Origin of the sequence: Litchfieldia alkalitelluris (genome assembly GCF_002019645.1) — a bacterium.
In the GTDB taxonomy this organism is placed as follows: Bacteria; Bacillota; Bacilli; order Bacillales; family Bacillaceae_L; genus Litchfieldia; species Litchfieldia alkalitelluris.
This window is the reverse complement of record NZ_KV917374.1, coordinates 2,956,050-2,968,206: the sequence shown is the minus strand read 5'-3', so window position 1 is coordinate 2,968,206 and position 12,157 is coordinate 2,956,050. Positions and strand designations below refer to the sequence as shown.

13 protein-coding genes are annotated in these 12,157 nt (G+C 34.1%); all 13 read right to left on the bottom strand.

Annotated elements, in window-relative coordinates; translation table 11 throughout:
- Positions 1–203 precede the first annotated feature (203 nt).
- The 13 genes from BK579_RS13810 to BK579_RS13750 all read right to left on the bottom strand — a co-directional run bounded on the left by BK579_RS13810 (position 204) and on the right by BK579_RS13750 (position 12,142).
- Positions 204–341: an IS3 family transposase gene (locus tag BK579_RS13810; protein WP_078550587.1), complete on the bottom strand. Its 138-nt coding sequence runs from the start codon at positions 339–341 to the stop codon at positions 204–206.
- 77 nt (positions 342–418) lie between these two features.
- Positions 419–1,231 carry a hypothetical protein gene (locus BK579_RS13805; RefSeq protein WP_204524717.1) on the bottom strand — a complete coding sequence of 271 codons (813 nt, stop codon included), beginning with the start codon at positions 1,229–1,231 and terminating at the stop codon, positions 419–421.
- Entirely contained in the window at positions 1,185–1,475 is a 291-nt protein-coding gene (locus BK579_RS13800) for a hypothetical protein (protein WP_078546361.1), read from the bottom strand. The genes BK579_RS13805 and BK579_RS13800 overlap by 47 nt, the downstream gene beginning before the upstream one ends.
- Before the next feature lie 2 nt (positions 1,476–1,477).
- Positions 1,478–1,708, bottom strand: coding sequence for a hypothetical protein (locus tag BK579_RS13795; RefSeq protein ID WP_078546358.1), 231 nt, complete (start codon positions 1,706–1,708; stop codon positions 1,478–1,480).
- Between the two features lie 683 nt (positions 1,709–2,391).
- Positions 2,392–2,679 (bottom strand): YokU family protein, encoded by a 288-nt coding sequence (locus tag BK579_RS13790; RefSeq protein ID WP_078546355.1) that lies wholly within the window; start codon positions 2,677–2,679, stop codon positions 2,392–2,394.
- Complete coding sequence (kamA, locus tag BK579_RS13785) at positions 2,672–4,081, bottom strand: lysine 2,3-aminomutase (RefSeq protein WP_078546352.1); 1,410 nt, start codon at positions 4,079–4,081, stop codon at positions 2,672–2,674. The genes BK579_RS13790 and kamA overlap by 8 nt, the downstream gene beginning before the upstream one ends.
- A gap of 80 nt (positions 4,082–4,161) precedes the next feature.
- Positions 4,162–5,550, bottom strand: a complete 1,389-nt coding sequence (locus BK579_RS13780; RefSeq protein WP_078546350.1) for a sigma-54 interaction domain-containing protein — start codon at positions 5,548–5,550, stop codon at positions 4,162–4,164.
- Between the two features lie 49 nt (positions 5,551–5,599).
- Positions 5,600–6,481: a putative beta-lysine N-acetyltransferase gene (gene ablB / locus BK579_RS13775; RefSeq protein WP_078546348.1), complete on the bottom strand. Its 882-nt coding sequence runs from the start codon at positions 6,479–6,481 to the stop codon at positions 5,600–5,602.
- Positions 6,482–6,572: 91 nt separating this feature from the next.
- Positions 6,573–7,787 carry a Ger(x)C family spore germination protein gene (locus tag BK579_RS13770; protein ID WP_078546346.1) on the bottom strand — a complete coding sequence of 405 codons (1,215 nt, stop codon included), beginning with the start codon at positions 7,785–7,787 and terminating at the stop codon, positions 6,573–6,575.
- Complete coding sequence (locus BK579_RS13765; protein ID WP_078546344.1) at positions 7,784–9,382, bottom strand: spore germination protein; 1,599 nt, start codon at positions 9,380–9,382, stop codon at positions 7,784–7,786. The genes BK579_RS13770 and BK579_RS13765 overlap by 4 nt, the downstream gene beginning before the upstream one ends.
- Positions 9,382–10,497 carry a GerAB/ArcD/ProY family transporter gene (locus BK579_RS13760; protein ID WP_078546342.1) on the bottom strand — a complete coding sequence of 372 codons (1,116 nt, stop codon included), beginning with the start codon at positions 10,495–10,497 and terminating at the stop codon, positions 9,382–9,384. The genes BK579_RS13765 and BK579_RS13760 overlap by 1 nt, the downstream gene beginning before the upstream one ends.
- A gap of 24 nt (positions 10,498–10,521) precedes the next feature.
- A complete protein-coding gene (locus BK579_RS13755) occupies positions 10,522–10,737 on the bottom strand; it encodes a hypothetical protein (RefSeq protein WP_078546340.1) in 216 nt (71 codons plus the stop codon).
- Between the two features lie 136 nt (positions 10,738–10,873).
- The gene (locus tag BK579_RS13750) at positions 10,874–12,142 is read right to left on the bottom strand and encodes a peptidase (RefSeq protein WP_407936274.1); all 1,269 of its coding nucleotides are present in this window, start codon (positions 12,140–12,142) and stop codon (positions 10,874–10,876) included.
- Between the last annotated feature and the right edge of the window lie 15 nt (positions 12,143–12,157).

The following is a 12,157-nucleotide window of genomic DNA, read 5'->3' as shown; positions in this document are numbered from 1 at the left end:
TCATAAAGTATTTCTATTATCTGAAGTTCATTTTTTTTAGAAACATTTCCATCTTCAAACGTTAGAACCATTTAGCTTATTTCCGATCACTTTCAATATACGTGAGACCTTCTACATCATCATCTTCATAGCTAAAATATTGCTTCATAAAAGGTTCTGAACTGCACCCTGTCAAGTAGACAGTGGAAATAATAAAAACAACACTAAACGGCTTTAGCCCTGTATTCGAAAGGGCTTAGGCCGTTTAGTCTTTTTTGATATCGGTTATGATTATAGAAATGAATATAGTCGTTTATTTCTTTAGATAATTCTTCAAAAAATCCATAATTATTAGGCTCTATCTTGGAAAAGTTCTTTTCTCTTTAATAAGGTGTAGATCCAATGAATCAGTTTGTTAACACAAGCTATGACAGCTACTTTAAAGGGTTTCCCTTCCTCTAATTTTCAATAAATCTACCATAGTCCTATCTTCAGTATAAGAATAGTTTTTTAAATAATGAATTTTAGGTTTATTAAAGTAATAGTTGTTGAATAGATTAGGGTCTAAATGAGTTAAAATTATTGGAAACAGCACTTTACCGAGGTGTTTACAATCTTCAATCATCTTTGAAAGATAATATTGAACTATTAGCATATTAGAACCATCAAGATAATCAAAAATCTCATCGATAATGAAAATTCCTATGTCTTTTTTAAATTTAACCTTAAATTTAGAAAGATTTGAGATAAAACTTAATACATCTCTTTCACCGTTAGACATTTTGTTAGCAGAAAGAAACTCAACAACTAACCTATTTTTTGTTTCTTTAGTCTTAATCGTCCTTCCAGTTGTATTAAATGCATCTAATTTTTGATCAATATCCCTACGATACTCTACATACTCTAAATAAGTCCTAACCTTCTTGATGTTACTACCATCTTTCTTTATTACTTCTACAATCTGGATGACGGTTAATATTAAATCAATTTCGCTGTCTATATCGAATGGTAGGTATTCCAAATCCTTAACAACTTCAAGAAAATTTGATAATAAAGGATTATCTTTTATTATTTTAATACTTTCCCCGGTTATTTTATCTTTAATTACTTTTGCTGAACCAGAATCAGAAACCTGTTGAATAAAACTGTTAATAGCAGTTTGTGGTCTTATTTGAGTAGAACACTTATTTAGAACTTCGAAGTTATTACATAGTAATTCTAGATTTTTTAAACTTCTTTCCTTTTTCACCATACATATCCTTAATATCCTTTAGTTTATAACCTACTTCTATCTTTTGTGGAGTTTTTTCATAAAAAACTAAGTCTTCTACATCTAACCTTGCCGATTGAGAGGAAAACCTTCCAAAACTACGAGAAGTACTTTTGGCATATACTGGACTTTTTATCACATACGTATCAATTAGTGGATTAATATCGTTCTGGGATGAATCAGCCATAAGCGTTGTGTTACCAATATTATCTAGTATAAGTTCCAATTCTAGTGATGGAAGATATTCTCATCACCATCAAAAAAATCTTCCTTATCCAATTCTAGTTTACTGGGCCCTAATGCTCTAAAAGAAGCTGCAATTGTACTTTTTCCAAAACCATTTGGTGCAACAAACAAATTTGGGAAATTAGCATGTAATTCATTAAATCTTAACTCGTATAAATCTTTCCCCTTAATATTCTCTATTTTTATCCTTTGAATCCTATTAATCTTCCTCATTCCTTCCACTTAAACACTTGTATAATTTTACCACACTTTGATTTAATAATGATTATAAGTAAAAGTTATTTAACAAGGGGTTTTACATGACTTTTTTCTCTAGCTAAACTAACCTTCCTCGTTTAATTAAATGATATCCTTACAAGTCAACGAGATATCGAAAATGTTCTATAATACAAACAGCTTACATGTTTAGCAAACAAAACATGAAACCTGCATATACAGAGGGCTTACTTTTCCAAGACAGTCAAATACTACAGCTGACCCTACAATGCTTATTTTAGAAAGGGAGATTAATGAAAAGCTTTCTTGTTTAAGCTGTTCTATTTTTATATTGAAATATCTTTTTATTATTTAAATTGTAATTTCTGTTGATTCATAGACAGTGGCTAAATCCACCCAACTTAACTTAGCTATTCTTTATTTCCATTTCAAGATTGAAGGTAATACACATAGATTGTTTTTATGTTCAAATCCTTCCAATCTAAGATATTTCGAATTTTAAAGATGCTAATTCCTTTGATGCAGTAATTAAAAAAAGATAAACTTTTCGATGTTAGCTAAGAATACTCCAACACAATCTACCAACTCTTGTATGTCTGGTTCAGGAGTTAGAGACCAAATCCAATTAGCCTCATAGACAAATGGCACCCATTCCTGAGTGCCAACTTTAAATACAGGTATTACGAAGAAAAATCAAAATAATTCCTCTTCAACAATCTTGGCAATTCCATCAATTCCATAAACCCTATCGAACTACCAATCTTCTTCGTATCCACCAAAAACAACTGATCCTCTATCTCCTTCGTCACATTATCCGTTTGGTATACCATTCCACATTCCGAACAGATAACCGCAGGTGCCTCCGTAATCTCAACCGCCCTTGACCCATCCGGCAACTCCCAATAAACAGTCCCGCTACCAGTTGTCGCCTCTGCGCCACACCACTCACAAGTCACTTCCTTACTCATTTACAGTCGGCCTTTCTGAGTATTTCTTCTGTTCTACCTTAAATTTCTTCTCCTTCATTTCGTCACGTTTATCTCGTTTATCTTTTAGGGAGGAATGGGTCGGATCCTCCTGATATTTTTCTCTTCGATCAAGACGTTGGAGATCTTCAGGTACCAGATTAAACTTCTGGTCGTTCAAAACCCCGGCAATCCCTACATTAGATTTATATTTTTCATAATCAGGATAGACCCCTTTAAAATAGTCATCAGCTGTACCTGCCACATAATTCTGAGGTTCCGGATAAGAAGTAATCACTCCTTCAAAATTCCTCAACACCACTTTATCCGCACTTTGTGAAATCAAGTAGTTTGGCTGTAAAGAAATCTTCCCCCCACCTCCAGGACTATCGACCACAAAAGTCGGCACTGCATACCCAGACGTATGACCTCTTAACCCTTCAATAATTTCTAGTCCTTTTGATACTGGCGCGCGAAAATGACCAATTCCTTCAGATAAATCACACTGATAAATATAATATGGGCGCACTCTAATTTTCACCAAGTCATGCATTAATTTCTTCATAATTGAAACGCTGTCATTGATTCCAGCTAAAATCACTGATTGATTTCCTACTGGAACCCCGGCATCCGCTAACATTTCACACGCTCTTTTGGACTCTTCTGTCATTTCGATAGAGGTATTAAAATGGGTATTTAACCAAATTGGATGGTATTTTTTTAACATATTGCATAAGTTTTCTGTGATTCTTTGTGGAAACACCACTGGAGCTCTTGTTCCAATTCGAATGATTTCTACATGTGGAATTTCACGAAGATTTTTTAAAATATACTCTAATATATGATCATTAATTAACAAGCCATCACCACCAGATAATAAAACATCTCGAACTTCTGGCGTACTCTTAATATATTGGATCGCTGCGTCAAGTTGTTTCTTTGGGACACCCATGCCAATTTGTCCTGAAAATCTTCTTCTCGTACAATATCTGCAATACATCGAGCACTGATTAGTAACAAGAAATAATACTCTATCCGGATAACGATGGGTTAAACCAGGGACCGGCGAATCTTCATCCTCATGAAGAGGATCCTCTAAATCATATTTCGTTTTATAAATTTCTTTAGAAATTGGCACTGATTGCATTCTGATTGGACATCTAGAATCATCAGGATTCATTAAAGAAGCATAATATGGTGTAATATTAAGTGGTATGGTTTTCGTTGATATTTTTACTCCTTCCTCCTCTTCTTCTGTAAGATTAATAACCTTCCGTAAATCTTCTATCGTGCGAATTGTATTTGTTAATTGCCACAACCAGTCATTCCATTGATCTTCAGTGACATTTTTCCATAGGTCTATATTTTGCCATTGTCTTGTTGGTTTATATAAATCGTACTTCATCATATTCCCTCCTTTAATTCTTACTTACTCACATGCAATTTTTATGCCAAAATAAAAAACTACTCTCAAATAAGAGCAGTTTAAACTAAATCATTTTTTAATAACTTTTGAATTTTATATTGAAGAGTCTGTCTTGGAATTTGTAGTAATTGTGAAGCTTTCTTCACATTTCCACTCGATAATTTCAATGCCTCAGTAATTAAGTTTTTTTCTGTTTCTTCTAGAACCTGTCGTAGCGGTTTAATTGACTCGCTATGAGTTACTTCTTTCGGGGTATGCTGAAAATAAACAGGCATATGTTCAAACATTATTTCATGACCATCGACCATATTCATACAATGCTCAATCATATGCTTTAATTCTCGAACATTACCTGGCCAAATGTATTCAGTTAAACTCTTCATCAGCTCATCGTTAATATTCGAAACATCCTTTTCAAGGGTTTGATTATACCGATCAATATAATATTTTATTAAAATTGGTATATCTTCTTTTCTCTCTCGTAATGGAGGAATGCTTAAAGATGATACATTAAGCCGGTAAAACAAATCAGCTCTAAGTTCTTTATCTTTTAAGCATTCCTCGGGTGGCTTATTCATTGCAACAATGACTCTTACATCGACTTGAAAGGCTTTTGTACTACCAATTCTCCGTACCATTCCGTCCTCTAAAACTCTTAATAACCTCGTTTGAAGTTCAATTGGCATTGAATTGATTTCATCAAGAAATAACGTTCCACCATGCGCTAATTCAAATAATCCAGCTCTGTCGACAGCACCAGTATAGCTACCCTTAACTGTTCCAAATAAGATACTTTCTAAAAGTGTTTCTGGTAATGCTCCACAATTTTGAGCAATAAATGCAGCATGTTTTCGTGGAGATGCCGAGTGGATGGCTTGGACAAATAGCTCCTTACCGGTCCCTGTTTCTCCATAAATAAGGACAGTTGATGTTGATTTAGCTACCTTCATTCCTTGTTCAAGTACTTTCAGAAAATGCTTATTAATTGTGATGATATCTTCTAATGTATACCTTGCACCTAACACTTCATTAGGAGACATATTTTTTCTTTTAACTTTTCCCTGTAAATCTATGAGTTTATTAGAAAGCAATTTAAGCTTTGAATAATCCTTAGCTATTTCTACAGCTCCAATAATCTCTCCTTTATCAAAAATAGGAACTGTGGTATTAATCGTATCTATTTGCATCCCTCGTTTGTTTTTATAAGATTGAGGAAGATGATAAATCGGTTTTCCTGTCTTTACTACTCTGAGTAGTGTGCTTGAATGTTCTGTTAGTGATGGAAATACCTCTAAAAGATGCTTCCCTAACACTTCCTGGATATTAAGGCCATCATGCTTTGCAGCCAATCCATTATAATACACCGTGAAGCCTTGGTGATCGATCACATGAACAGCTTCATCAATACTTTCCAATATCTCCATAATCATCTTAGCTTGGATTAACATAAAGGAATACACCTCACATTCATCCTTCTTTAGTTAATCACGCTCAATTTCAAGCATCTCCTGCCGAATTCTCGGCAGAAGGAGTTAAATCCTTTACCCAAACATTCATATCCTCTAGCTTATCGAAAATATAACAGTTATTCACAAGTCTACCTGAGTATTTATAACCTAGTTGGTAAAAACATGAGTTCATTCCATAAGAAAGAGATCTTGCTATAGAGTAGGGGTAGAAAATGGATTGTTTGATTAACTCTTTCTCTAATTTTTGTAATAGGATTTTCATAAACCCATGCTTTCTATAAGATGGTAGTGTGGCGCAGTCGGTTAATTCAGCATTGTTGTATTGGTAATTAACATCAGCAGAAGCAGCGCTTACAATTTCATCTTCCTTTTTTATATAGTAAAATATAGAATTCTCCCTGATTATTTTTTTAATATAGGTTTTAGAATTTAATGGAGTTGGATAAATTTCAAAAACATCTTTATACAAATGTGACAATTTTTCGGCATCATGCTCTGAAGCGCGGTGAATTGTAAATTCAGGAGATAGTTTTAAGGGAGTCTTGAAGTTTGTTGTATTTGCAATATCCGATATTATATGATCTTCTTTAACCCAATGTTGACTGTTTCTTCTTTGTTCAGTCATATATTTTGTAACAATATAAGCCTCACTTCCATTAAAGTATTGAGTTATGATGGCTTCAAGTGTATAACCTTTGGATATAAAACGCTCTACATGATCCTTTCTTATATACCAAATTATCTTTTCGAAGGTATTTAGCTTAAGTATTTCATCGACCTTCAAATTAAGCTGTTGAATATCTCCAAGGTACTCATCAATTCTTAATCGCTTATTAAAATAATCTAAAGTAACATTAAGAGTCCCATTTGATAACTTATATATTTTGTTTTCGTAAAATCGATCAACCAAATAATCACCTCATATCATAAACAACATTACTATATGTTATTTTTCATGGTTACTTGTTATTCTTTTTTTTGGAAAAACAAAAGGAGAGTAGTTAACCCTCCTTTTCAAGTTCCGTTAAAAAGCTGTCATTTCTTATGCCAGACCTTCTTAAAAATCCATGTGCATTTACATTTATTTTTGCCCTTGAAAACTCTTCATCCCAATTTTTTTCAACTTCTTTAAACTTTTTATAATTGCTTCGACGCAAGTCTTCACCAAATCCAAATATGTCAACTTGAAAATCTTCTTGCACTTTCTTAATAGTTCCTTCTACTTCATTCTCAATAAAATCTGATAAGTTTTTTTCAAACTTCTTATAAGTGTCAATTTTAGTTAAAGGATCTTTGCATTGCGTCCCTTGAAGGTTCGCTTCGGCCTTAATTGTTATGTTTATTTCTGGGGTATCTCCTTTATAAACAACGTTTCTAATAGGATGTGAGTGGGTAATTCTTAAATCGAGATATTTATCTTTATCTTCTTCTTTGTCTGAACAAGGGACTGTTACGGTTGTTTGCTCTAAATTTTTTACAAAGAGGAAATTTCTTGTATCTTCAACGGATAAATAACCTTGCAGTTTATCATCTTTAAAAATTGCCATGCCATCAAAAACAACCAGTGCTTCAGGGGTTAGGTTTTTATTATTTTCTGCACTGCTCCCTTTTTTGGGATCACCTTGAATAGTGATTGCTGTAGCAACAGGTTGTCTCCCTTTTGACATAAACGCCTCGATAAAATCAGTCAATCTTAACCGCGGATCTCCCCCCCATTCTTCTTGGAACGTTTCAGCTTGACTATTGATTTTCATTGATGGACTCTTTTTAGAAGGATAAGTTGTCTTAATAACATCAGACGCTTTCACACCTTTTGAAATTAAGATATTAAAATCATTTCGAATCTCGCCACTTCTTTCAAGAAAATCAAAGAATCCAAATATCCCTTCTCGGGCTAAATCTTCGTCAATTACAATCACACGAGTATGTGAGTAGATTAACTTTCGGGTAAAACCTTTATTAAGCTTATCTGCCAATTCAGAAATTGAGTTACCTTCTAGTTGATACACAATGGATGGAGCATCTCCCATACCACCGTTATGAGCAAATTCAGAAGCATTAATCACCTCAGCTGATAACTTATACTTTGCGTCTTCTCCCTTTTCAATCGCCATACCTGTAACAATTGAGACTTCATTTAACTCTTTACTATCCCAACATCCAGCTAATCCCGACAGCATTGAAAAAACCAGAAATATTAACGTAGCTTTTTTCATTTTTCATCACCTTTATTCGGTTTGGGTGGAGAAGGATTGGTTGAATTTTTTTTCTTAACTGGCGCTTCTTGTTTTAAATACGTAGGTCTTCTTTTATTCGCCCAAATTGGTAAACGAAGAAACACATCCATTTGGTCTTCAACTAATAATGGAGCAACGGGTGTTAAATATGGAATTCCAAATGAACGTAAACTTGTTAAATGGATAACCATTAGTACAAGACCCAATAACACACCATAAAGGCCTAAAAAGGCAGCCAATAAAATGAGGACAAACCTTAATAATCTAGTTGCGATTGAGAAATTAAAAACTGGAGAAACAAAACTTGCAATGGCTGTAAAAGCAACGATAATTACTAATACATTAGAAACTAATCCCGCTTCAACGGCGGCTTGTCCTAATACTAGAGCACCAACAATTGAAACAGTTTGACCTACTGCTCTAGGCATCCTAATCCCAGCTTCTCGCAATACTTCAAAGGTTAATTCCATCATAAAAATCTCGACAACAGCCGGAAATGGTACTCCTTCTCTTTGCGCTTGTACACTGATAAGCAATTCAGTTGGTAATAATTCATGATGAAAAGTCGTAATTGCAACATATAAAGAAGGAAGTACAAGAGCTACCATAAATGAAATATAGCGAAGCATTCTTAAAAAAGTTCCCATAAAAAACGGCATATAGTGATCTTCGCTTGCCTGAAAAAAATCAGTGAATACTGTTGGGACAGATAGTACGAACGGGCTACCATCAACAATAAGAATAGCCTTTCCCTCTACAAGCTGAGAAGTGATGGCATCCGGTCTTTCTGTACTGTAGGTTAGTGGAAAAGGAGTATACGTTTTATCAACAATATACTCCTCAATATTTCCTGAATCTAAGATTAATGATGCATCGATTTTGTTTAATCTATTCTTCAATTCACTCAATATATCTTTATTTATAATGCCATCCACATACCCTAATGCAACAGAAGTTCGAGTATCTTTTCCAATTACAAAGTTCTCAAAACGCAGATTTTGGTTTTTTAATCTTCTTCTAATAAGACTGATGTTAGTATTTAAAAGCTCAGTAAATCCCTCTTTAGGTCCTCTAATTATTGTTTGAGTAGATGGTTCCTCAATTGCTCTCCTGTCCTCATTAATCACTTCTAATGCCAACGAAGTTGTTACACCATCAATTACTAAAGCTGTATAGCCTGAAAGTATACTCCATACTAATTCATTTTTCTCTTTACTATAATGAAATGTAATGCCGGGAAAAAAGTCTTTACGATATTTTTCAATTGTATCATTAGTTAGGTTGATGTTTTCGTCATTATTCATTTCCTCAATTGGTTGGTAAACCTGTTCGGTTAGCTTGTTTTTTGCTATCATCGTATCTAAATAACAAACAAACCCTTTTTTGTTTCCAACAGTAACATCCTCGAGTTTAAAGTCTAATGATTGACCAAATTCATTTTGTAAGAATTTTTTATTTTCATCAAGGTCTGTTGAAATTTTCTTTTTATCTCCATCCGAGACAATTTCATCACTCGTTGTTTTATCTCTTTGTTTATTTTTTCTTCTTTTAAAAAAGGAGTTCATATTATCCATTATTTATTCACCTTCTTATTTTTCTGTCTCGTCTTCCATAATAGGAAAGGTAAAAGTAAGAGCGGAATAAAATATTGAAACGGAAGATGAAGGTAATATGGTACAAATACCAGACCTTCTTCAATATGTTCAGCAAAATTATGTGAAATCGCAATCGAAATAAATGCAATGATTGTGCCCATTGGAAAGATAAAGGCTCGATAGGGAATTGAAAAGAGATGTTCCAAGCCCTTTAAGCCAGCAAAAAAATAAACACTGACCTTCACAATAATTCCAAACATCACAACGAACACAACAATTAAATCAACACGTTCAATAAATTTTAATAGTGAAATCTCCCTTGCTGCTGATAAAAGCGGAAAAGTAGCTCGTGCCTTCATTTCAGCTCCAAGAGTTGTTATTAAAACAATAGTTGTGTATGTTAACATCAGTCCAGAAAATAAAATTGCAACAACACTTACCTTTTTGGCATGTTTAAAGGAAGAAACATACGGAATAATCGTCATAAATGCAACAACCTCTCCAAAAGGAAATGTCATCAGCTGTGGAAATACTGCTTTTATCACTGGACCAATTCCCTCAGCAAGAACGGGTTGTAAATTTTCAAATTGAATTTCACCTGAAAATAAAATAAATAAACCAACCATGATTAAAAAGAAAAAAACATAAGGTAAGAAGATTTCAGAAGTTCTACCCAGAACTTCAATTCCAAGATATAAAAGATATATAATGACGAGTGTAATTGTAATAGAAATAAATTCGATAGGTGTTTTCTCAAAGATAGATGATACAAGTAATTCTCCAAAATCTCTCATAACTCTAGAGGCGATATAAAAAAAATAAATAATATATCCGAAGGTAAACACTTTACTTATATACTTACCAAAACAAAATTCAAAGAGCTCAAAAAGGTTTTTCCCCTCTTTTTTATTTAATAGGTAATGATAAAAAACAATAGTGACTGCGCCTATACCAGTAGCTAATAAAATAGCAATCCAAGCATCTTGTTTTGCATCACTTCCGATATCAACAACAACAGAACTTCCTATTTCAAAAACATAAATTAAAATAAACAGCTGCCATAGTGATATTTTTTCGGTTAACTTAGGTATCATCATTTGTACCTCTCTAACTAATAACTATTGCTTACTTTTCTTTAGACGATAATCAACAAAACAACTATAAAAAAAGCCTAAAATTAAAAAGGTTGTTACTTGATATCTCCTTGTTTCAGCTTTTGGTGCTATATTTTCCATTAATGATTGTAAAAACGTAATTTCATAAAAGAAACTGTCTATTGTTGCAAGTAATCCAAAGAATGAAACAATAATCAAAATAAAAGAAAAAGTAACCATCCAAGCACCTCATTTTATCCAACAAATACCTGTTCTTTAAATTATTACCGATACTGACTATAATTATGTGAAGTTCAAACATTAAAAAGCCTTCACAATTTTAAAAATTGTAAAGGCTGCAACAAATCGTCTATTATCAATCAGATACTCCACACCAATCAATTAATGTAAGAGCGATGATTTCTGCACAGTCAAACATACGCTCTAATTCAATATACTCATTTGGAAAATGGGCCACTTCAGTGGTACCAGGGCCAAACACAACAGAAGGTATATTCCCAACCCGTGTCAATAACCCTGCATCTGTTCCCCACGGAGAAGCTTCTATGACAGGTTCCTTATTTAACACTTGATTGTAAGCTGTTTTTAAGCTTGTTAATAACTCGTGGTTTTCTGCTATCATTCCTGGTATCCACCTCGCCCCCCACCATTCTACAACAATGGGATGTTCCTCAAACCAGTTGTCCTCTTCTCCAATTTGCCCTAGGGCAGTCTCAAACATATTCTTTGCTTGTTCCACTGTTTCTTCAGGAATCACACCCATTCTCCCCTCCATAACAATCGAATCAGGAACAGAAGATGGCCAGGAACCCCCTTTTATTGTTCCTATATTAATTGGAACTGGGATTGGAATACCATGGTATAGTGGATCAGTGATATTTTCGTTTCTTTCTTTTTCTAAATCTAGGATTGCTTTTATAACAATCATTGATTTCTCAAGAGCACTTACTCCTTCGTATCTTGTACCACCATGGGCTGAACGTCCTTGAACAAAAAGTCGAAACCATAGAGAACCCTGTTGTTTCGGAAAAATTCTCATATTTGTCGGTTCAGGGATAATCGCACCATCTGCTTGATAACCCCTTAATATTGCAGCCAAGGTTCCTGCTCCCCCACTTTCCTCCTCAATCACACTTTGAAAGATCACATCTCCTTTTAGCTTTATTCCTGTTTGTATAATCGCTTCTATCGCGAGAAGGAGAGCCACATTACCGCCTTTCATATCAGTTGAACCTCTTCCAAATAATTTCCCATCCTTTATCAACCCTGAATAGGGATCTTCCTTCCACTGATCAGGATTTCCTTCTGGGACAACATCGATATGCCCATTCAATATCATTGACCGCCCACCGCCTGTTCCCTGTAAGACTGCCACAACATTCGGGCTTCCTGCAAAATTGCTTCTTGGAGATACAAATGCAGAATGATTAAAAAGTTGATTCCCGCCTGGTTCCCAAATGTCAATTTTAAGGGATAATTCTCTGCATTTTTCGATAATGATTGCTTGAGCTGAGGTTTCTTTTCCTTGAGTACTTTCTTCAAGTACTAATTTTTTTAATAAATTAATTCCTTTTAAACGGTTATTCTTGATCGAGTTATGGATGGAAGACTTGTAATCCATCAGATAATCCTCTCCTTT